Genomic DNA, 21,331 nt, shown 5'->3' with positions numbered 1-21,331 from the left:
ACGCAAGGAGCCACGGCTCGGAGTTTGCGAGACGCGGCAGCTTGCGTCAGCGACTTTGGGGCTGTCCAGAATCCGAGCTTCAGGGTTAAGCTCGCGGAATGAAGCTCCGGGGGCTACTTCTGATTGCGATTGGTGTTCTGGCGGTTGCCGTGGCCCTGGGTGTGTTGGTACGGGGTGGCGTAAGCGTTGTCTGCCCCGCGGTTGGGTACTCCTACCAAGGCGACCTGGAGTTGGTGTTTACACATGATCCAGCGTTGGTTTCGGCCTGCTTCGGGGAGAGCTGCACCCCGGCCGCAGTAGTGAGGAACCCGGACGGCAGGTGGCTGGTGCCCCAAGCAGGGCCTTACCTCGTGCCGCCCGTCAGTGTCACCTCTGTCTTCGTGGACGCTGTGGACAGTTCAGGCCTCCGTATTGCACGCGTGCTATCGGTAGAAACAGAGACGACGGGCGAGCACCCTTACGGCCCCGAATGTGGCGGCCCCTGGCGGTTCAAACCAGTTCAGGTGCCGCTTGGGTGACAACCCGTGGCCTTACTGGGCTTACAGCGAGTCCAACGAGCGCTGGACAGTGGCCATGCGGCGAGCCGAAGGCGTCCAGGACAACGGTCTCGGTGAGGCCATAAAGACGTATTACATCCGCTACCTCCCGCTTGGACTGGCCCTCTCAGTGGCTGTGGGGGCAGCAATTGGAGCCCTGATTTTTCCCGATACTGCAGACAAAGGACCTATCCTCCTGGCACTTGGGATTTCACTTGCCGCATGCACTGCCTTGATTGGCGGACTGGTCTACAACACGAAGAAGGTTGTACCGGCTGTGCAGTTCGGAAGGATCGACGTACTGCTCTCATTGGAGAGCGACGAACGAAAGCGCATCCGCCAGCAGATCGCGGGAAAAGCATCAATAGATACGGAGCACCTTCCGGTCGTCAGGGCCGCTGCGGTACAACTCCGCAAGAAGGTTGCCACCCAGCTACTGTTGCAACCGATGATCCCGCTCTTCTTCATTCCTCAAGCCGTAAATTTCGCTAGACGTGGAGATGGCCCGTTCGGGTGGTTCATGACCATCGGCGCGGCAGTATTGGTCCTGGGCCTTGGGTTCCTAGCCCGTGACTTTCGACGTGCGGGCCGTTTCTTGGCGACAACTGGCGAGCAAGCCCGGCCAAGCTGACGCGCCGCGCTGACCAGGCCGGGGCGTTCCTGCTACCCGGATCCCTGTTGTTCCTCTTGGCGGTGCTGAACCTGGGTTCTTGGGCAGGCGGGTGGCTGCTTGGCCTGCCGGCATGGGGGCTGCTGCTGAGCCAGTGGTCGCCGGAGAACCCACTCAGGGTGGTCGCGGTTCTCAAATTCCTGGGCCTTCTCGTTCTTCGCGTCGCGATCTTCACTTTCAACGGGATTTACCCGTTCCCCAGCCTGGGACTGTTCCTGCTCCCGGTTATTCCCCTGGTCCGCCTCGTCTACTCTGAGTATCGAGTCAGGCCGCTGCAGATCGCAGTGGAGGTGCTCGTGGGCATCGTCACCGTTGCGGCGGCTTTCGGGATTCCGACCACTGACGGCTCGTGGTCCTCACCTTGGACTCTTGCTGGCGGGGCGCCACCGTCGGACTGATGGTCGTGGCTGCATGGGCATGGCCCTCCATCCCCTCCCGCGGGATTGCTGCGCTGCTTCCGCCGGAACCAGAGCGACGACGACTGAACCTGGGCCGAAACACCCACCCCTAACGGGCCGCAGCCCGATAAGTAGGGGGAATGCAGGGGGCCGGCGCCCCTCGACTGCGCCACCGCCTGGTCCTATTCTGGCCCCGCAAGAACCCGACAAGACGGACGGAGGGTCCGACATGGGAGCACAGGAAGATGCCGCACTGATACGGCGCGGCTACGAGGCGTTCATCGCGGCAGATATGGACACCCTGAAGGATCTGTTCACGGAGGACGCGGTCTGGCATACGGGCGGAACCGGCGCCCTGTCCGGAGACAAGAAGGGCAGGGACGCAATCCTCGGCTACTTCGGCGAGCTCATGTCGCGATCGCAGGGAACTCTCAAGCTGACCCTGGAGGACGTAGCTGTGGGTGAAAGGTACGTCATCGGCCTGCAGTCCAATCAGGCACAGCGCGACGGCAAGTCCCTTGACCAGCACACGGTCATCGCATTTACCGTCTCGGGCGGAAAGGTTGTCGAAGCGCTGGAGATGGCAGAGGACACGGCAAAATCATCCGAGTTCTGGTCGTGACGCCCGGCAGTAGAAGGGGCCCCGCCCATGGTCGCCCCACGTCTTGCGAGCCATAACGTAAGTATCTTTCCTGTCGCTGCAACCGAAGGCGGCCGGGCGCTTCAGGATCGTGGAATGGTCGGCTACCCTTAATTCCTCTTCATCCGAAGTGGTCGGGGCCCCGCTCTTGATAGCGTGTGGGACATGCCGATCAAACTCGAGAACGTAGGCATTGCCGTCAGCGACCTGGAAGCGACGATCGCCTTCTTCACCGATCTGGGGCTTACCGTCCTGGGCAGGGAGACCGTCAGCGGAGGCTGGGCCGACACCGCCGTCGGCCTCGACGGCAACCACGCCAAAATTGCCTTGCTCCAGACCCCGGACGGCAACGGCCGCCTTGAACTCTTCGAGTACATCCACCCTGAGGCAATCCCGACAGAGCCCACCCGTCCCAACGAGATCGGCATGCACCGTGTTGCCTTCTCAGTGGACAACATCGACCAGGCACTGGAGATCGCGGCACGGCACGGCTGCCACCCGCTTCGGGGCGTGGCAACCTACGGGGATGTCTATAAACTCACATACCTCCGCGGCCCGAGCGGCATCATCGTGATGCTCGCCCAAGAGCTGACCAGAGGCTGATACCGTCCTGCCATATACTCCGAAGATGCCACTCTCGCACCCACCCAGCCATACCCAGCGCCCCGCTCCCACCCAGCGCGGAGGCCAAAAATGAGCGGCGGCCTCGTCGCCCTCCTGGATGACGTAGCAGCCCTCGCCCGCATCGCCGCCGCCTCGGTGGACGACGTCGCGGCCGGAGCCGCCAAGGCAGGGGCCAAGGCCGCAGGCGTCGTGATCGACGACGCCGCCGTCACCCCGCAGTACGTATCCGGCTCGGACCCGTCCCGCGAACTGCCGATGATCAAGAAGATCTTCTGGGGCTCCATCCGGAACAAGCTCCTCATCATCCTTCCGGCCCTTCTGCTCATCAGCGCCTTCGTCCCCTGGATCATCCCGTTCATCCTCATGCTCGGGGGCACGTACCTCTGCTACGAGGGCGCAGAGAAGGTCTGGCACAAACTCCGCGGCGGCCACCATGAGCCTGAGGAAGCGCCGGCCGTGGAACGCGGGCACGACGCGGAAGCCAAGGTAGTCAAGGGCGCCATCACCACGGACTTCATCCTGTCCTGCGAGATCATGGTCATATCGATGAACGAGGTGGCTACAGAGTCCATCTGGGTCCGCGCCTTGATCCTGGTCCTGGTGGCCTTCGCCATCACTGTGCTCGTGTACGGCGCCGTCGCACTCATCGTCAAGACGGACGACATCGGCGTCCACCTGGCCGCCAAGGACTCTCCCCGCGCCAAGCGTTTCGGTCATCTGCTGGTCAGGGGAATGCCGGCCGTGCTCGCTGCGATTACGTTCGTGGGGACCATCGCCATGCTGTGGGTGGGCGGCCACATCATGGTGCAGGGGGTTCACGACCTTGGCTGGCACGCACCCTATGACCTGATCCATGCCCTTGAGCACCCGGTGGCCGGCGTTGCGGTGGTGGGCGGCTTCCTGGCCTGGCTGGTCGACACCCTGTGCTCGGCAGTTATCGGGCTCGCCTGGGGACTCGTCGTCCTGGCCATCGTGGGTCCGCTGCTGAAGGTGCTGCCCTTCGGCAAGCCGAAAGGCGCCCCCAAGGAGGCAGCCACTCCGGCAGGGAACGGCGGGCCCCGGCCCGCAAAGACCGACAGCTGACAGCAACCGGCCGCATCCGTTGCGCCTCTCAGAAGGCGTAGCGGATGCGGCAGTACGGCGCGACGTCCTGGATCAGGGCGGTCAGCTGCCGTACATAGGCCGCCTTGGCCCGTGACCGGTAGCGGACATTGTTGAAGCCGTTGGACGAGGTCTTCGACTCCTGAAGGTCGGGGCGCCACAGGACGTTCTCGGCCTGGGGGTGCCATCCCAGGTTGACTTCGTGAAGCTGCTCATTGTGGGTAAGAAAGATAACCTCGGCCGCAAGCTGTTCCTTGGCGGCCGGTGTCAGGGCCGCGTCGAGCTGGCGCAGAAGTTCCTCCCAGTCCGTGAGCCAGGTGTCGGTGATGATGACGGGGGAGAAGTTCACGTGGACCTCGTAACCGGCCTCCACGAAGTCATTGATCGCGTCCATCCGCTCCGCCACGGGGGAGGTCCGCACGTCCACTGTCTTCGCGAGGTCCGCGGGCATGAGCGAGAAGCGGATCCTGGTGTGGCCACCGTGGTTCCACTCCAGCATCGCTGGATTGATGAACTTGGTGGCGAAGGACAGCTTCGCGTTGGGCAGTTCCCGGAACAGCGTGACAAGTTCCTCAACGTTGTCGCTGACCAGGGCGTCCAACGAGCAGTCGCTGTTTTCGCCGATGTCATAGACCCAGAGTTCGGGGTCGCACTGGTTGGGTTCGAGCTTAATCCCCTGCCGGGTGGCGTGCCGCTCCACCGCCCCGGCGATCTGGTCGATGTTGGCGAACACCGTGACCGGGTTGCTGTAGCCCTTGTGCCGGGGAACGTAGCAATAGGCGCAGGCCATGGCGCATCCGTTGGCCGTGGACGGCGCGATGAAGTCCGCGGACCTGCCGTTTGGCTTGACGGTCAGCGATTTCTTGACTCCGAGGACCAGCGCCTCAGTTTTGATGCGGGACCAGCGCGGCACGTTGGTTTCGTCCCCGTGCAGGTCAGGGATGTTCCAGTGGTTTTCCACCGGCACGACGTCGGCGTCCGGCCAGCGTGCCACGATCTCCCGTCCGCGGGGCAGCTCCAGCGCGGCAGGCTGGGCGTAGATGCGCCGGATCTGGAGCAGCCGATCGAATTCCATGCCCTCATTGTCCTTGAACACATGGCGCCGCAGCGCCCAGTTAAGCCCACGGCATCCGCCGAAATCATCCAGGGGTGCCGTTGAAAGATGGGCAGCCTGCCGGACGGTAGACTGGACTGTGCCGTTCTCACGGCCACTCTGCCCCAGCGTCCCTTCGCACACCGTGCGCGGACTGTGGCGTTCCCTGTTGTGAAAGGCCTTACCTGTTGTGATTACTGTCCAGGATCTTGAACTGCGCGCCGGTGCCCGGCTCCTGATGGACCAGGTGAGCTTCCGCATCGACAAAGGGGACAAGATCGGCCTGGTGGGCCGGAACGGAGCGGGTAAAACCACGCTGACCCGCGTCCTGGCAGGCGAAGGCCTTCCCGCCGCCGGCAAGGTGACCCGCAGCGGGGAAATCGGCTACCTGCCCCAGGACCCGCGTACTCCGGACATGGAGCAGCTCGCACGTGACCGCATCCTGTCCGCCCGCGGCCTGGACGTCGTCGTGGGCAAACTCCGCAAGGCGCACGATGAAATGGCCAGCGAGGACGCGGAAGTCCAGCGCAAGGCCATGGGCCGGTACGACAGGCTCGAATCCGAATTCCTCGCAGCCGGCGGGTACGCGGCAGAGGCCGAGGCTGCCTCCATCTGCTCCAACCTGGCCCTCCCGGACCGCCTGCTGAACCAGCCGCTCAAAACGCTGTCAGGCGGCCAGCGCCGCCGTGTGGAGCTGGCACGCATCCTGTATTCCGATGCCGAGACGATGCTCCTCGACGAGCCCACCAACCACCTCGACGCCGATTCCATCGCCTGGCTGCGTGACTTCCTGAAGAACCACCAGGGCGGGCTGATCGTCATCAGCCACGACACCGACCTGCTGGAAGCCACCGTCAACAAGGTGTTCCTGCTGGACGCCAACCGCGCCCAGATCGACTTCTACAACATGGACTGGAAGCGCTACCTCCAGCAGCGGGAAACCGACGAGCGCGCCCGCAAGCGCGAACGCGCCAACGCCGAAAAGAAGGCCCAGGTCCTCATGGACCAGGCCAACAAGATGCGGGCGAAGGCCACCAAGGCCGTGGCGGCGCAGAACATGGCCAAGCGTGCCGAGCGCCTGCTCAGCGGCCTGGAAGCAGTCCGGGAGCAGGACCGGGTGGCAGCGCTGCGGTTCCCGGACCCTGCGCCCTGCGGCAAGACACCGCTCACCGCGGACGGGCTCAGCAAGTCCTACGGCTCGCTGGAGATCTTTACGGACGTGGACCTGGCCATTGACCGCGGCTCCAAGGTGGTCATCCTGGGACTTAACGGCGCCGGCAAGACCACGCTGCTGCGCATGCTCGCCGGCGTGGACGCCCCTGATACCGGCGAGGTCATCCCCGGCCACGGCCTCAAGGTTGGCTACTACGCCCAGGAACACGAAACCCTGGACCACAACCGCACCGTGCTGGAGAACATGCGCTCCGCAGCGCCCGACATGAAGGACGCCGAGGTCCGCGGCATCCTGGGCTCCTTCCTGTTCTCCGGCGACGACGTGGACAAGCCCGCCGGCGTGCTCTCCGGCGGTGAGAAGACGCGCCTGGCTTTGGCCACCATCGTCGCCTCTAGCGCCAACGTGCTGCTCCTCGACGAGCCCACCAACAACCTGGACCCCGCCAGCCGCGCGGAAATCCTGGGCGCCCTGCGCAACTACACGGGGGCCGTGGTCCTGGTCAGCCACGACGAAGGCGCGGTTGAGGCCCTGAACCCCGAGCGCGTGGTCATGCTTCCCGACGGCGTGGAAGACCTCTGGAACGAGGACTACCTGGACCTGATCACGCTGGCTTAGCGCACCTGCAGTTCCAACGCCCCGGTGATCCTGAGCAGGTCCCGGTACGTGATGCTGAACATCGAGTTGTGGTCACCTGCTCCTGCCCACAGGATCCCGTGGGGCTGCAGGGACTCGTCCAGCAGCGTCCTGATTCTCCTGGGATGCCCTACGGGTGCAACGCCGCCCACCTCCTGGCCGGTGTGTTCCAAAACGAAGGCGGGGCTGGCACGGCGGATCCTGCCGGTGCCGAGCCGTGCCGCCACCAGTGCCGTGTCCACCCGGGCGGCGCCGCTGGCAAGAATCAGCAGGGGCTCGCCGCTAAGGTCGAAGATGAGGCTGTTGGTGATGGCCGCGAGATCGCATTCCAGCGCCTGCGCAGCTGCCGCCGCTGTGGGGACACCGGCCGGAAAAGTCTTCACAGTGTCGCCGATGCCTGCCGCCACCAGGGCAGAACGCACCCGGGCGACCGGGCCGGCGTCGTACTCCATCCCTCAGTACCCCTGCGCGTCCAGGAGGGCGTCTTCCTCTTCCTCAGCCGTCGCCCTTTTGCGCTTGCGCGGGGCAGGCGGCCGACGCCGGGCGGCCGGGACTGCTGAGTGGATGGCGCCGTCCTGCAACTCCTCTTCCTGGTCCTCGGCGTCAATGGCGGCATTGCGTGCCTGTTGCCGGGCAGCGTAGCCGAAACCAACAAACATCAGCACGCCGAAGGCGAACCACTGGAGTGAGTAGGACAGGTGCGTCCCCTCGTCCGTGGACGGCTTGGGGAAGGCGACGGGCATGTCGGCGGCGGGAGGCGTTTCGGAGGCGAGCTGGCCGTAGGCGCCCGTGAGCAGCGGATAGCCCAGCTGCGCGGCGTAGGCAGGGAGGTCAATGGAGGCAAGCTGGCCTTCCGGGGCTCCGCGCTGGAGCTGCGGCTCACCCGGCTTAAGACGCACGACGGCGGTGACCTCACCGGATGGGGGCGCCGGCACGGAGTCGGGGCTGCCGGGGTTCTTGTTGCCGATGGGCAGCCAGCCGCGGTCAATGACCACCGTTTCCCCCGTGTCCAGACGGAAGGGGACCACCACCTCATACCCGGGTTGTCCGTTCAGCGGCCGGTTGCGCACGATCCGGCTGCCGGCAGGATCGTAAGTTCCCTTCAGCTCAACCTGGGTCCACTCCCTGGCCGGATCCATCCGGTTGAACTGGTCGCGTGCCTGCGCGAAAGGGATGGGCGTCGCCGAGTAGTTGGTGACCACGCGGTTGATCTCGGCGAGCGTTTCGGCGCGCCGGTCCATTTGCCACCTGCCAAGGAAGACGCAGGCAGTGGCGAAAATTGCGGCCAGCAGGAGGTAGCCCAGCCACTTGCTGGAAAAAAGGAAACGGTACATTCAGATGTCCTGCTCCAGGCGTTCGCCATCCCCGGCCGCCAGGGGCCGCGTTTCCTTCCAAAGCCCCCGGGTCTGCAGGTAGTCCTCCAGCCACTCGCGGTGGTCGGCGCAGGCCAGCCAGGTCTTGCGCCGCTCGGGCGTGTGGATTTTCGGGTTGTTCCAGAGCAGCTGCCAGGAAGCTGCTGCCCTGCACGCCTTCCGTGAGCAGACGGCCCCGGCTTCAGCTGCGGTGTCTGTTCCTGCCGCGAAGTCAAAAATACTCATGATGCCGGCCGCTCCTCTCCGGGCTTCGCCTCGTCCTCATTCACCAGTTCGCCCTGCAGCACTGCGCTTCCTGCCTCTTCATCTGCCGCCGGGGGAGGCGGGCTTTCAATCTCCGCAAGCGGTGCCGAATCCAGCAGCAGGTCACTGGGCGTCTCCGCCTTGTCGCTGCCGTTGGCAATTACCACGGCGAACCACGGCAGGAAGACAGCGCCCACCACCGGAATGATCTTGAACCACCCATCCACCACGAAAATCAGGATCAGGCACACCATGCGGATACCCATGGCCAGGGCATACTTGATCATCCGCTGCCGCATATCCTCCGAATGCGCGCCCGCGGCGTCCGTGATGCTGTGGACTTCGGTGTCGCCGGAGAACCGGCCCGGTTCTCCAGGCACGGAACGTCCCGCATGGTTTTCAAGGGTCACGGTGAATGATCACGCTCCAAAGGCTTCCCTTAATTCTCGCACCATCGGCAGTGCTGCCCAAACGCGCCGCGGGGCTGCCGCTAAGATCGGAGGCAGCCCACACCACACCCCGCTATCGCGGCGCAGTCCGCCGCAGAATTCCGGAGCCCCTCCATGACTGAAACAGCTTCCGCACCCCGCAGTGTCCTGGTGACCGGCGGCAACCGCGGCATCGGCCTTGCTATTGCCCAGGCGTTCCTGGCCAACGGTGACAAAGTGGCCGTGACCTACCGCAGCGAGAGCCAGCTGCCGGAAGGCATCCTCGGCGTCAAGGCTGACGTCACCGACGAAGCATCGGTGGACGCAGCGTTCAAGGAAGTGGAAGCAGCCCACGGCCCCGTGGAAGTGCTGGTGGCGAACGCCGGCATCACCAAGGACACCCTGCTCCTGCGCATGAGCGAGGACGATTTCACCTCCGTCATCGACACCAACCTCACGGGTGCCTTCCGCGTCATCAAGCGGGCGTCCAAGGGCATGATCCGTCTCCGCAAAGGCCGCGTGGTACTCATCTCCTCGGTCTCGGGCCTGTACGGCGCACCGGGCCAAATCAACTACTCAGCCTCCAAGGCCGGCCTGGTGGGCATCGCCCGGTCACTCACCCGCGAACTTGGTTCCCGCGGCATCACGGCGAACGTGGTGGCTCCCGGCTTCATCAACACGGACATGACCGCCGAACTCCCCGAAGCCACCCAGAAGGACTACCTGGCCAGCATCCCCGCCGGCCGTTTTGCCGAGGCCGCCGAGGTGGCCAGCGTCGTCCGCTGGATCGCCAGCGACGAAGCCGCCTACATCTCCGGTGCCGTCATTCCGGTGGACGGCGGCCTGGGCATGGGCCACTGACCCACCAGGATCCGACCCTGCAGGAAACTAGCCAGGCGGTGCTTATTTGTCGAAGTCGGACAAGGGGTACCCGCGCCGGCCGCTGGCATGATGGATTGCAGACCACAACGTTTTAGATGTTTCGAACAAAGGAAGCTTGCATGGGACTGCTGGACAACAAGACGGCGATCGTCACCGGATCATCGCGGGGCATTGGTGCTGACGTAGCCAGGATCCTGGCCTCGGAGGGTGCCGCCGTCGTAGTCAACTACCGCCAAAAGGCGCCCCGCGCCAACAAGGTGGTGCAGGGGATCGAAGCTGCCGGCGGCCGTGCCGTTGCCGTCGGCGCAGACCTGACCACCCAGGAAGGCGTCCAGGCCCTCGCCAGCGCCGCCATGGAGAACTTCGGGTCCCTGGACCTGCTGGTCCTCAACGCCTCCGGCGGCATGGAGACCGGGATGGGGGAGGACTACGCCCTCAAGCTCAACCGCGACGCCCAGGTGAACATGCTCAACGCTGCCGTGCCCCTGATGAAGGAAGGCTCGCGCGTGGTCTTCGTGACCAGCCACCAGGCCCACTTCATCAACAGCGTCCCCACCATGCCGGCCTACGAGCCGGTGGCCCGCAGCAAGCGCGCCGGCGAGGACGCCCTGCGTGAACTCATCCCCCATCTTGCCGACAAGGGCATCTCCCTGGTGGTCGTCTCCGGCGACATGATCGAGGGCACGGTCACCGCCACTCTGCTGGACCGCTCCACCCCGGGTGCCATCGAGGCGCGCCGCGCCGAGGCAGGAAAGCTCTACTCTGTGGAAGAGTTCGCCCAGGTTGTGGCGGGCATGGCCACGGCCGACGTCGAATCCGGCCACACCGAGTACGCCGGCGGTGCCGACTACTTCGGCAAGGGCGGCCAGGAAGCCTCCAACTAAGCAGCAGCGGGCAACTGGCCCCCTCCGCCGGGAAATCCGGTGGAGGGGGCCAGCTTGTTTTGAGGCGTTGCGGGGGTCAGACCCCGGCGACGTGGCGGACGGCGTCCAGGTACGGCATGTTCAGGGCGGCGTCGGCCACGGCACGGACGGCCGGCTTGGCGTTGAAGGCCACCCCGATGCCTGCAGCACCCAGCATGTCCAGGTCGTTGGCGCCGTCGCCTACAGCCACGGTGTGTTCGAGGGCGATCCCCTCGGCGGCTGCCCACTCGCGCATGTACTTTTCCTTGGCGGCCCTGTCCACGACGGCGCCCAGGACCTTGCCGGTCAGCGCGCCGTCCACGATTTCGAGTTCATTGGCCTGCCAGTAATCCAGGCCCAGCTCCGCGGCGATCGGTTCGAGGATCTGGTTGAAGCCGCCTGACACGACGGCCACGGCGTGGCCGGCGGCCTTGAAGGCGGCCACCAGCTGTCCGGCGCCTTCGCTGAGCTTCACTTCCTTGCGGACGGAATGGACGACGTCGGAAGGCAGCCCCGCGAGCACCGCCACCCGGGCGTGGAGGGACTGGGCGAAGTCCAGTTCACCGCGCATGGCCGCTTCCGTCACGGCCGCGACTTCCTCCCGCTTTCCGGCATACGCGGCCAGGAGTTCGATGACCTCCTGCTGGATCAGGGTGGAGTCCACGTCCATGATCAGCAGCTTCCGCACGGCGGAGCGAAGGCCTGCAGGCACCAGTGCGGTATCAAAACCGCCGACTGCCGCGTCTGCCACGGACCGGCGGAGGGAGGCAAGCCCGGCAGCGGTTGCGTCCGGAAGGGCCAGCTCCAGGACGCGGACCTGGTAACGGTCGTCTCCCGCCTCGGATTCGGACAGCACCTCGGCGCCGTGAGAGGAAAGGACGGAACGCAGCTGCTCCAGGCCGGCGGGGGTTACATTCAGGCCATAGCTGACCGCAGTCACGTTCGAAGTCATGCCTGCAATCTTAGTCAGCAGGGGAGGGCTGGCCTTAATCGATTGCGGGCCCCGGTCGCGATGCCATTAGGGTGCCTTCACACCGGTTATCAGTCATCTTCTGTTTTGTCCTAGTGTCTACTCCTATGAGTGATGTTCTGGAACTGGACTCCGTCAGCGTGGTCCGAGGCAAAAAGACCCTGCTGGACAACGTTGACTGGCAGGTCAATGAGGGTGAACGGTGGGTCATCCTTGGCCCCAACGGCGCAGGCAAGACCACCCTCCTCCAGATCGCGGCGGCCCGGCTGCACCCGAGCAGCGGCACCGCAGGCATCCTCGATGAGGTCCTTGGGCGCGTTGACGTCTTCGAACTTCGGCCGCGGATCGGTCTTTCCTCGGCGGCCCTTGCCACCCAGATTCCCGAACACGAGAACGTCCTCAACGTTGTGGTCACGGCTGCCTACGGTGTCACCGGCCGCTGGCGGGAGGGGTACGAGCGCGACGACGAACGGCGCGCCTTCCGCCTCCTGAACGACTGGGGCATGGGTCCGCTGCTGAACAGGACCTTCGCCACGCTGTCCGAAGGCGAGCGCAAGCGCGTCCAGATTGCCCGCGCGCTCATGACGGACCCGGAACTGCTGCTGCTGGACGAGCCCGGTGCCGGCCTGGACCTGGGCGGCCGTGAAGAACTGGTCCACAAGCTGGGCGAGCTGGCCCGCGACGAGGCGGCCCCGGCCATGGTCCTGGTCACGCACCACCTCGAGGAAGTCCCGCCGGGCTTCACGCACGCCATGCTGCTGCGCGACGGCGGCGTAGTGGCAGCCGGCCCCATCACGGAAGTACTCACCGAGGAACACCTGAGCACCACGTTCGGACTGCCGCTCGCGGTGACCGAGAACGCGGGACGCTATACCGCCACAGCGCGCCGCTAGACCGCGCCCGCACCAGCGCCGTGGAATTCTTCAGCAGCATCATTGTGTTCATCGCCGGCCTGTGGGCCGGCACCATCAACGCGGTGGTGGGTTCAGGGACCCTGGTCACCTTCCCGGTCCTCATCGCCCTGGGCGTCGCCCCCGTTACAGCCTCCATGAGCAACGCCATGGGCCTGGTCTTCGGCACGGGCGCCGGGGCCTTCGGGTATCGCCGCGAGCTGGCCGGCCGGGGGCGGCAGGTCATGCGCCTGCTGCCGGCGTCCGTCCTGGGCGGCATCACCGGCGCGTGGCTGCTGCTGCACCTGCCGGAAAAGGTCTTCCACTATGTGGCGCCCATCCTGCTGGTCCTGGCCATGTTGATGGTCGTGTTCCAGCCGCGGCTGCAGGACTGGGTGCGCAACCGCGAGGCCAACCCCGAACACGCTGTCCGGGACAAGCGCCACGGTGTCCTCCTGGTGGTCCTGGTGTACCTGGCCGGGGTGTACGGCGGCTACTTCGTCGCGGCGCAGGGCATCCTGCTGGTGGGCATCCTGGGGGTATTCCTCACCGGCACCATCCAGAACGCCAATGCCATGAAGAACTTCCTGGTCCTCGGCGTGAATTTGGTCGCCGCCATCTCCTACCTGCTGTTCGCCTTCGACCGTGTCAACTGGCTGGTGGTGCTGCTGATCGCCGTGAGTTCCACCATCGGCGGCCTGATGGGCGCCAAGGTGGGCCGCAAGTTGTCGCCCCGCGTCCTGCGTGCGGTGATCTTCAGCCTGGGCATCGTGGCCCTCGGCGTCATGATCGCCAACCTGCTGCAATAATCACCCGGTGACTTTCCACTACCTCGAATCCGCCGACGACCCCCGGGTCAGCGATTACACCACCCTGACCGACGTGCACCTGCGCAAGCTTCGCGAACCGGCGGAGGGCATGTACATTGCCGAATCGTCGCGGGTACTGCGCCGGGCGCTGGCGGCCGGGCACCAGCCGCGGTCGTTCTTCCTCGCCGAAAAGTGGATGGCAGACCTCGACGACGTCTTCCAGGCGTACCCCGACGTTCCGGCCTTCATCGGTTCGGCTGCCCTGTTGGAGGAAATCACGGGATTCCACCTGCACCGCGGCGCCATGGCGGCCATGCAACGCCCCGCGCCGGTGCCGCTTCCGGACCTCCTGGCCGGGGCCCGCCGCGTGGCGGTGCTGGAGGACATCGTGGACCACACGAACGTGGGCGCCATCTTCCGGTCCGCCGCCGCCTTGGACATCGACGCCGTCCTGGTTTCCCCTCGCTGTGGCGATCCGCTCTACCGCAGGAGCGTCAGGGTCAGCATGGGCACGGTCTTCCAGGTTCCCTGGGCGCGCCTGCAGGACTGGCCGGGCGACCTTAAGGTCCTCAAGGACCACGGCTTCACCGTCGCGGCACTGGAACTGACCCCCGATGCAGAGGATGTCGACGCCGTCGCATCCCGCAACCTGGACAAGCTCGCCTTGGTGCTTGGCACCGAAGGTGCCGGCATGAGTCCGGGGACTCTCGCCGCCGTCGATCTCGCCCTCAAAATCCCCATGCGCAATGGCGTCGATTCACTGAATGTGGCCGCCGCCTCAGCCGTGGCCTTTTGGGAACTGCGGGCGCGCGGCTGACCTGGGCAGGCAGGCGGTAGGCGCCCCGGGTCCGGTTCGTCACGGCACCCCGCATCGGCTATGATTGATAGCTGGTTGTCCTGCTTTTTCAGCTTCGGCTGATGCAACAGCGTCCAGCCATCCCATTCATACCTGGCAGCTGGCAAAATCCAGCTGCGTGAACAAAGGTCCCATTATGAAGTCTGATACCCACCCGAAGTACGAAGCTGTTGTCTTCAACGACCTGGCCTCCGGCACCAAGTTCCTGACCCGCTCCACCGTGTCTTCCTCCAAGACCATCGAGTGGGAAGACGGCAACACCTACCCGGTCATCGACGTCGAAATCTCTTCCGAGTCCCACCCGTTCTACACGGGCAAGCAGCGCATCATGGACTCTGCAGGCCGCGTCGAGCGCTTCAACGCTCGCTTCAAGGGCTTCGGCGGCAAGAAGTAATTCCTTCGCCCAAGCTTGTTACAGAAGGCCCGCACCGTTTCCGGTGCGGGCCTTCTGTGTTAACCGCGCCCGCGCTTTCTGCGGCAGGATGGGAAGCATGACCGAGTCACCCTCTCCTGCCACCAATGCCGCCCGCAACCAGCGCCTCCACGGCGAGTACAAGGTCCCCGGCGGCAAACTGGTGGTGGTGGACCTCGACGTCGTGGACGGCCGCCTGGCGGACGTCTCCCTCAGCGGCGACTTCTTCCTCGAACCGGACGAGGCGCTGGAGGACATCAACGGCGCGCTGGCCGGACTTCCCGAAGGTACGCCGGCCAAGGACCTCGCGGCCGCCGTTACCGCCGCCCTGCCGGCCGGGGCCGTCCTGTTCGGGTTCTCCGCTGACGCCGTGGCCGTCACAGTCCGCCGTGCGCTGGCCAAGGCCACTTCCTGGGCAGACCACGAGTGGAACATCATCGCGCCCACCGTGCTGCCCACGGAAATCAACGTGGCTTTGGACGAGGTGCTCACCGAGGCCGTCGGCGCCGGTGAACGCACCCCCACCCTGCGGTTCTGGGACTGGCAGGAACCTTCGGTGGTGATCGGAAGCTTCCAGTCGGTGCAGAACGAGGTGGATCCCGAGGGCGTGGCCAAGCACGGCATCAACGTGGTGCGGCGCATCAGCGGCGGGGGAGCGATGTTCATGGAGGCCGGCAACTGCATCACCTACTCGCTCTACCTGCCCCAGACCCTCGTGGACGGGCTGAGCTTCGCCGACTCCTACCCGTTCCTCGACGCCTGGGCCATGGCCGCGCTGGAAAAACTCGGCATCAACGCCTTTTACATCCCGCTCAACGACATTGCCACGGACCAGGGAAAGATCGGCGGCGCTGCCCAGAAGCGCCTGGCCAACGGCGGCATGCTGCACCACGTCACCATGAGCTACGACATCGACGCGGACAAAATGGTGGAGGTCCTGCGGATCGGCAAGGAAAAGCTCTCCGACAAAGGCACCCGCAGCGCCAAGAAGCGCGTGGACCCGCTCCGCCGGCAGACCGGCCTGGCCCGCATGGCCATCATCGAAGCGATGATCGAGGTGTTCAGCGAGCGCTACGGGGCAACGCCGTCACAGCTGGCAGGCCACGAGCTGGCTGCCGCCGAGGAACGCGTGGCGGCCAAGTTCGGCACCCGGGAATGGCTCCACCGCGTCCCCTAGTCCCATCGAGTGCTGCGTAATTGTCCTTTTGGCGCCCCAAAACGACGGTTACTCAGCAACCGATGAGTGGGCCCACGCCGGCAGGGTACCCTAGCCGAGCGCAGCGAGGTTAGGGGGCCGGTGGGGAACGACGGCGGCCTGCGCCGTGAGTGCCCGCAGCAGGTGGCTGCGCTGCTCAATGATGATCCGGCGGAGGGCATGCGGGGCGTCCGCGTTGGCGGCAAGCCAGTCATCCGTCCGCAGGACGACGGGGTGGTCCCCGGGGCGGACACCGGGCACCAGGTCCTGGGCGGCAGGGTAGAGGCCCCGGACGATCCGGCTGGCGATTTCGATGCTGCGCGTGTCCCAAACAGTCCGCAGGCAGTCGAAGTAGGGTTCCACGTAGGGCTCCAGGAGCGCCGGCGGGGCTGTGGTGAAGCCGCTGATGGTGGCGGTGAGTAGCTGGTTGGACAATTCGGTCCCGTGGACGGCTGCGTCCCAGGCCGCGGCCTTGACGGCAGGGTCCGGCCGGGATGCCATGGCGGTCGCGTGCCCGGCCCGGCCGGAGGCGGTGGTGTCGCGGGCCAGTTCGGCATCCAGCTCACCAGCGGTGGCCTGGCCATGGGCGGCCAAGGCGTGCCAGAAGTGCCAGCGAAGTTCGGCGTCCACCGCCAGCCCCTCGACGGCGGACGTTCCGTCCAGCAGGCGGCGCAGCCGGGGGAGCAGGGCATCGTCATGCCGGCTCAGGGCGGCAACGGTGCGGGCCCAGGCAAGCTGCTGGTCCGAGCCCGGCGCAGCCTCATCCAGCTGGGCAGCGGCCGCCGCCAGGAAGGATGCACGGACGCTGCCGCGGGTGCCGGCCGCTGTGTAGCGTTCGACGGCGGTCGCAGCGTTGTCGAGGATGTTCAGGAGTACGCCGATGCCCGTCTCCGCCGGGGCGAAGGCGGTCACAGCGTCGACGTACAGGGATGCGGGGCTTTCGCCGTCCCGGGCCGAGTTCCAGAGCGACGTCCAGCAGAGCGCGCGCGCCATGGGGTCTTTGATCCTGTCCAGCGACGACCGGACGGTAGCTTCGGAGACCGGGTCCAGCCGCACCTTGGCGTAGGTGAGGTCGTCGTCGTTGACCAGCAGGAGCGCAGGCCGCGGCTGTCCTGCGAGCTGGGGGAGTTCCGTCCATGCGCCTGCCACGTCGGTTTCGATGCTCCCGGTCCGCACCAGGGCGCCATCGGCGTCGAAACCGTAGGAACCCACCCGCAGGCGGTGGGGGCGCAGTTCGTCCCGTCCAGTGACCGGATCCGTCGCCTCCTGGACGATTGCCGGCCGGCCCAGCACGCCGGCGTCGTCCGCTTCCGTGCTGCCGGAGCCGGTGTCCAGGGACAGCGTTGATATCCCCGAGGTCTGCAGCCACTGGCGGGCCCAGCCTGTCAGCTCCCGGCCGGAGGCGGCATCCAGGGCCGCCAGGAGGTCTGCCAGCGACGTGTTTCCGTAGGCGTGCTTCCGGAAGTACTTCCGTGACCCCGCGATGAAGGCGTCAAAGCCCACGTACGCCACCAGTTGCTTGAGCACCGAGGCACCCTTGGCGTAGGTGATGCCGTCGAAGTTCTGCTTCGCCGCCTCCAGGTCGGGGATGTCGGCCACGATGGGGTGCGTGGTGGGCAGCTGGTCCTGGACGTAGGCCCATGCCTTGCGCTTGTTGGCGAAGTTCACCCACGCGGTGTCCCAGTCCGTGGCCTGGTCCACGCCGAGGGTTCCCATGTAGTCGGCGAACGATTCCTTGAGCCACAGGTCGTCCCACCACTGCATGGTCACGAGGTCCCCGAACCACATATGCGCCATCTCGTGCAGCAGGGTGTTGGCACGCCCCTGGTACTGGGCGTCGGTGGCGCGGGAGGTGAAGACGTAGCTCTCCGTGAAAGTCACCAGTCCCGGGTTCTCCATGGCGCCGAGATTGTATTCGGGCACGAAGGCCTGGTCGTACTTGCCCCACGGGTACGGGAAATCGAAAAGCCGGTTGAAGAAGTCCAGGCCCTTCTTCGTGAGGGTAAACAGCTCTTCTGTGTCGAAGGACGCCGCCATCGACGCCCGGCAGTAGAGGGCCAGCGGCACATCAAGGTGCGTGCCGTCGTCGAGCGTTGCCTGCCAGCGGTCCTCTGCCTTGAAGTAAGGGCCGGCCAGCACCGTGGTGATGTAGGTGGACATGGGCAGCGTTGGGGCGAAGTCCCAGCAGGCCGTGGCGGGGTCGCTGGTGAGCAGGGTGCGCTGCACTTCGGTGCCGTTTGAGGCAACCTGCCAGTGGGCGGGAGCCATGACGTGGAAGGTGAAGGTGGCCTTGAGGTCCGGCTGTTCGAAGTTGGCGAAGACCCGGCGGGCGTCGGCAGGCTCGTACTGGGTGTAGAGGTAGCACTGGCCGTCGGCGGGATCCACGAACCGGTGCATGCCCTCACCGGACCGGCTGTACAGGGCCGTTCCGGTGACGGTGACCTGGTTCTCTGCCCGCAGGTTGTCCAGCCTGATCCGCGCGCCCTCCACCACGTCCTCCACCGGAAGGCCCTTGCCGTTGAGGAACACGCTGTGCACGTCGCTGCCGATGAAGTCCAGGAATGTACTTGCGCCCGGTTCTGCAGTGAAGGTGATGACGCTGCGGCTCGTGTAGCCCGGGACTGCCGGATCCGCAGCCTGCCGCACGTCCAGGGACACGTCGTAGCTGGTGGTGCTGATCAGGGTTGATCGTTCAGCGGCTTCGCGGCGCTGCAGATTCTCATGTGACACCCGGCTATCTAATCACGGTGCCGTTTCATCGGCTCAGCCGGCGATGAGGAACGCCGCGCCCAGGCCCAGTATGGCAATCAGGAGCCAGGAAGCCAGGGCTGCCAGGAGGGCCTGTCCGCCGGTGTGCAGCAGGGTCCGGATCCGCACCGCCGAGCCCAACCCGAACAGCGCGGCACCCAGCAGGATGTCCTGCAGCGTTGCCCCCGCATCGAGCCAGGGCGAGGGCAGCCAGCCCGTGGACCGGAGCGCCACCATGGCCATGAACCCCACGACAAACAGCGGCACTATGGGCGGCATTTTCGATTTGCTTCCATCCGCGGCACCCACGTCACGCGCGCGGACCCGGTGGTGCGCGCCCGCCATCGCGGCCACAGGTGCCAGCAGGAGCACCCGGGTGAGCTTGACGACGACGGCGATCGCCAGGGCGGCGGTTCCGGCGGTTTGCGCCGTGGCCACCACCTGGCCCACGTCATGCACGGACGCCCCGGTCCAGGCGCCGAACACAGCGGTCGAAAGGCCCAGCGGGTGGGCGAGCAGGGGAAGGACCCCGATGGCCAGGGTGCCGCAGAGGGTCACCAGGGCCACGGGCAGGACCGTATCGGCATGCCGGATGCGCCGGACGGCGGCCACGGCGCCGATCGCGGAAGCCCCGCAGATGGAGAACCCGGTGGCCACCAGGAGCGAGGTCACCGGCGGCAGGTGGAAGAGGCGCGAGATGGCGTAGGTCCCCCCGAAACTGGCCGCCACGACGGCCACAATCAGGACAAGGGCCAGCCACCCCAGGTGCAGGACATCCATGATGCTGACCTTCAGGCCCAGAACCACGATCCCGGCACGCATCAAATGTTTCCCCGCGAAATCCAGTCCCGGCCGTGCCCGGCCGCCGGTCCATGTACTGGTGCCGGGGAGGTTGGCCGCAAGGACGCCGAGCACAACGGCAAGGGTCATCGCGGGCAGCGCCGGGACAAGCCCGTGCAGCATGAAGGCGGCCGCGACGGCAGCTGCGGCTGTCACCAGGCCGGGCAGCAGGCGTCCCAACCTGGTCCCGGAACTGCCGGAACCGGGCTCTGGGAGTCTTCTGCTGACGGGCACTCACCTACTGTGCCTGAAAGGCCCAGTAAAGTACGAACCGGGCCATTGGCGCCAACACGCCAGAATGGATGGCAGTAATGAACTCGAAACAAAAAGATGGTTGGCTATTGGACATGTCAGACCTATTCCAGGATTACTCCGAGGCCGCCGGCCGCACCGGAGCCTACGACGAGATGTTCGCCCCGGGGCAACAGGCGAGGGACTCGTACGGGCAGGTGGCGGAGGCACTCCGGAAGCTCTCCTTGGCGGACGTGAGCGCGCGCGCCGATTCCATGGCGCGGACCTTCCTGGACCGCGGCGTCACGTTCGACTACGCGGGCGAGGAGCGGCCCTTTCCGCTCGACATCGTGCCCCGGGTCATCCCCGCAGCTGAATGGGATGTCCTTGAGCGGGGCGTGGCCCAGCGCGTGCGCGCCCTGGAAGCCTTCCTGAACGACGTCTACGACAAGATGACCGTGGTGTCCGACGGCGTGATACCCCGCCAGCTCGTCACCACCAGTGCGCACTTCCACCGGCAGGTCCATGGGTTCGAGCCTGCCGGCGGCGTCCGCGTCCACATCTCGGGCATTGACGTGGTCCGCGACGCAGCAGGGACCTTCCGCGTCCTGGAGGACAACGTCCGCGTCCCCTCAGGAGTCAGCTACGTCCTGGAGAACCGGCGCGCCATGGCCAAGGGCCTTCCTGAAGCCTTCGGCCAGCAGCTCATCCGGCCTGTGGAGGAGTACCCCCGCCGCCTGCTCTCGGCCCTGCGCAAAACCGCACCGGCGGGCGTTGACGATCCCACCGTCGTCGTCCTCACCCCGGGCGTCTTCAACAGCGCCTACTTCGAGCACACCCTCCTTGCCGGCCTCATGGGCGTGGAACTGGTGGAAGGCCGCGACCTCATTTGCCGCGGCAACCGTGTCTACATGCGCACCACCGCCGGTGAGCAGCGCGTGGACGTGATCTACAAGCGGATCGACGACGACTTCCTGGACCCCCTGCAGTTCCGGTCCGACTCCATGCTGGGCTGCCCTGGACTGGTCAACGCCGCCCGCGCCGGCGGAGTCACCATCGCCAACGCGGTGGGCAATGGCGTTGCCGACGACAAACTGGTTTACAGTTACGTCCCTGACCTGATCCGCTACTACCTCAGCGAGGAGCCCATCATCGCCAACGTGGACACCTACCGGCTCGAGGAAAAGGAAGCCCGGGAGTACACCCTGGACAACCTCGCGGAACTGGTGGTCAAACCCGTGGACGGCTCCGGCGGCAAAGGACTGGTCATCGGCCCCGACGCCTCGCCGGACGAACTGGACGCCCTCCGCCAGCGGATCATCGCCGACCCCCGCGGCTGGATCGCCCAGCCCGTCCTGCAGCTGTCCACCGTCCCCACCCTGGCCGGCGACAAGTTCGGCCCCCGGCACGTGGACCTGCGCCCCTTCGCCGTCAACGACGGCGACAACGTCTGGGTGCTCCCCGGCGGCCTCACCCGCGTAGCGCTCAAGGAAGGCTCCCTGATCGTCAACTCCAGCCAGGGCGGTGGCTCCAAAGACACCTGGGTCCTGGCCGATTCGCCGCAGATGCCGGTGGAAACCGTGCCCCGCCAGTCCGTCACGGTCCGCGAGCGGGTCTCCGTGTGGCCGGTGGAAAGCAACTGGCGCGACCGTCAGTCGGAGCAGCAGCAGTGAGCCGCTCCGC

At 66.0% G+C, this 21,331-nt stretch carries 22 protein-coding genes; 14 read left to right on the top strand and 8 right to left on the bottom strand.

From position 1 onward, the window contains the following. The first annotated feature begins 510 nt into the window (after positions 1–510). The 5 genes from VXJ37_RS02710 (at position 511) to VXJ37_RS02690 (ending at position 3,951) form a co-directional block, all read left to right on the top strand. Complete coding sequence (locus VXJ37_RS02710) at positions 511–1,167, top strand: hypothetical protein (RefSeq protein ID WP_331321530.1); 657 nt, start codon at positions 511–513, stop codon at positions 1,165–1,167. Between the two features lie 47 nt (positions 1,168–1,214). Beyond that, entirely contained in the window at positions 1,215–1,604 is a 390-nt protein-coding gene (locus VXJ37_RS02705; RefSeq protein WP_331321529.1) for a hypothetical protein, read from the top strand. Between the two features lie 229 nt (positions 1,605–1,833). Next, positions 1,834–2,226 (top strand): nuclear transport factor 2 family protein, encoded by a 393-nt coding sequence (locus tag VXJ37_RS02700; RefSeq protein WP_331321528.1) that lies wholly within the window; start codon positions 1,834–1,836, stop codon positions 2,224–2,226. Between the two features lie 183 nt (positions 2,227–2,409). Beyond that, positions 2,410–2,847, top strand: coding sequence for a VOC family protein (locus tag VXJ37_RS02695; RefSeq protein WP_331321527.1), 438 nt, complete (start codon positions 2,410–2,412; stop codon positions 2,845–2,847). A gap of 90 nt (positions 2,848–2,937) precedes the next feature. After that, positions 2,938–3,951 (top strand): DUF808 domain-containing protein, encoded by a 1,014-nt coding sequence (locus tag VXJ37_RS02690; RefSeq protein ID WP_331321526.1) that lies wholly within the window; start codon positions 2,938–2,940, stop codon positions 3,949–3,951. Between the two features lie 28 nt (positions 3,952–3,979). On the opposite strand, the gene VXJ37_RS02685 is transcribed toward VXJ37_RS02690, so the two are convergent. Beyond that, a complete protein-coding gene (locus VXJ37_RS02685) occupies positions 3,980–5,044 on the bottom strand; it encodes a spore photoproduct lyase family protein (RefSeq protein ID WP_331321525.1) in 1,065 nt (354 codons plus the stop codon). 208 nt (positions 5,045–5,252) lie between these two features. On the opposite strand from VXJ37_RS02685, the gene abc-f reads away from it, so the two are divergent. After that, the gene (abc-f, locus tag VXJ37_RS02680) at positions 5,253–6,851 is read left to right on the top strand and encodes a ribosomal protection-like ABC-F family protein (protein WP_331321524.1); all 1,599 of its coding nucleotides are present in this window, start codon (positions 5,253–5,255) and stop codon (positions 6,849–6,851) included. On the opposite strand, the gene VXJ37_RS02675 is transcribed toward abc-f, so the two are convergent. The 4 genes from VXJ37_RS02675 to VXJ37_RS02660 are packed head-to-tail and all read right to left on the bottom strand — an operon-like array spanning position 6,848 to position 8,895. Next, entirely contained in the window at positions 6,848–7,321 is a 474-nt protein-coding gene (locus VXJ37_RS02675; protein WP_331321523.1) for a YbaK/EbsC family protein, read from the bottom strand. The two genes, abc-f and VXJ37_RS02675, sit on opposite strands and share 4 nt — an antisense overlap. A 3-nt stretch (positions 7,322–7,324) precedes the next feature. Then, entirely contained in the window at positions 7,325–8,203 is an 879-nt protein-coding gene (locus tag VXJ37_RS02670; RefSeq protein ID WP_331321522.1) for an SURF1 family cytochrome oxidase biogenesis protein, read from the bottom strand. After that, entirely contained in the window at positions 8,204–8,467 is a 264-nt protein-coding gene (locus VXJ37_RS02665) for a hypothetical protein (protein ID WP_331321521.1), read from the bottom strand. Next, complete coding sequence (locus VXJ37_RS02660; RefSeq protein ID WP_331321520.1) at positions 8,464–8,895, bottom strand: DUF3099 domain-containing protein; 432 nt, start codon at positions 8,893–8,895, stop codon at positions 8,464–8,466. Before VXJ37_RS02660 ends, VXJ37_RS02665 begins: the two co-directional genes overlap by 4 nt. Before the next feature lie 153 nt (positions 8,896–9,048). On the opposite strand from VXJ37_RS02660, the gene VXJ37_RS02655 reads away from it, so the two are divergent. Both VXJ37_RS02655 and VXJ37_RS02650 read left to right on the top strand, forming a co-directional pair. Further along, entirely contained in the window at positions 9,049–9,774 is a 726-nt protein-coding gene (locus VXJ37_RS02655; protein WP_331321519.1) for a beta-ketoacyl-ACP reductase, read from the top strand. Positions 9,775–9,914: 140 nt separating this feature from the next. Beyond that, the gene (locus tag VXJ37_RS02650) at positions 9,915–10,679 is read left to right on the top strand and encodes an SDR family oxidoreductase (protein ID WP_331321518.1); all 765 of its coding nucleotides are present in this window, start codon (positions 9,915–9,917) and stop codon (positions 10,677–10,679) included. Positions 10,680–10,755: 76 nt separating this feature from the next. Here VXJ37_RS02650 and serB read toward each other — a convergent pair whose 3' ends face one another. Beyond that, on the bottom strand, positions 10,756–11,649 hold the full coding sequence (gene serB / locus VXJ37_RS02645) for a phosphoserine phosphatase SerB (protein ID WP_331321517.1): 894 nt from the start codon (positions 11,647–11,649) through the stop codon (positions 10,756–10,758). Between the two features lie 125 nt (positions 11,650–11,774). On the opposite strand from serB, the gene VXJ37_RS02640 reads away from it, so the two are divergent. From VXJ37_RS02640 to VXJ37_RS02620, 5 genes are all read left to right on the top strand, one after another. Beyond that, positions 11,775–12,560, top strand: coding sequence for an ABC transporter ATP-binding protein (locus VXJ37_RS02640; protein WP_331321516.1), 786 nt, complete (start codon positions 11,775–11,777; stop codon positions 12,558–12,560). A gap of 20 nt (positions 12,561–12,580) precedes the next feature. Further along, positions 12,581–13,366 carry a sulfite exporter TauE/SafE family protein gene (locus VXJ37_RS02635; protein WP_331321515.1) on the top strand — a complete coding sequence of 262 codons (786 nt, stop codon included), beginning with the start codon at positions 12,581–12,583 and terminating at the stop codon, positions 13,364–13,366. 7 nt (positions 13,367–13,373) lie between these two features. Continuing rightward, positions 13,374–14,183, top strand: coding sequence for a TrmH family RNA methyltransferase (locus VXJ37_RS02630; RefSeq protein WP_331321514.1), 810 nt, complete (start codon positions 13,374–13,376; stop codon positions 14,181–14,183). Positions 14,184–14,358: 175 nt separating this feature from the next. After that, the gene (locus VXJ37_RS02625) at positions 14,359–14,616 is read left to right on the top strand and encodes a type B 50S ribosomal protein L31 (protein WP_018761303.1); all 258 of its coding nucleotides are present in this window, start codon (positions 14,359–14,361) and stop codon (positions 14,614–14,616) included. A 97-nt stretch (positions 14,617–14,713) separates the two neighbouring features. Beyond that, positions 14,714–15,811 (top strand): lipoate--protein ligase family protein, encoded by a 1,098-nt coding sequence (locus VXJ37_RS02620; protein WP_331321513.1) that lies wholly within the window; start codon positions 14,714–14,716, stop codon positions 15,809–15,811. 90 nt (positions 15,812–15,901) lie between these two features. Here the strand turns inward: VXJ37_RS02620 and pepN are convergent, their stop codons facing one another. Both pepN and VXJ37_RS02610 read right to left on the bottom strand, forming a co-directional pair. Then, complete coding sequence (gene pepN, locus VXJ37_RS02615; protein ID WP_331321512.1) at positions 15,902–18,559, bottom strand: aminopeptidase N; 2,658 nt, start codon at positions 18,557–18,559, stop codon at positions 15,902–15,904. 33 nt (positions 18,560–18,592) lie between these two features. Further along, complete coding sequence (locus VXJ37_RS02610; RefSeq protein ID WP_331321511.1) at positions 18,593–19,651, bottom strand: YeiH family protein; 1,059 nt, start codon at positions 19,649–19,651, stop codon at positions 18,593–18,595. Positions 19,652–19,764: 113 nt separating this feature from the next. Here VXJ37_RS02610 and VXJ37_RS02605 point away from each other — a divergent pair, with 113 nt between their 5' ends. After that, a complete protein-coding gene (locus VXJ37_RS02605; RefSeq protein WP_141941304.1) occupies positions 19,765–21,321 on the top strand; it encodes a circularly permuted type 2 ATP-grasp protein in 1,557 nt (518 codons plus the stop codon). Positions 21,322–21,331 lie beyond the last annotated feature (10 nt).

Source organism: Pseudarthrobacter phenanthrenivorans (assembly GCF_036455295.1).
Taxonomy (GTDB): domain Bacteria; phylum Actinomycetota; class Actinomycetes; order Actinomycetales; family Micrococcaceae; genus Arthrobacter; species Arthrobacter phenanthrenivorans_C.
Note: the sequence above shows the minus strand (reverse complement) of the source record. Positions and strands in the feature narration are given on the sequence as shown.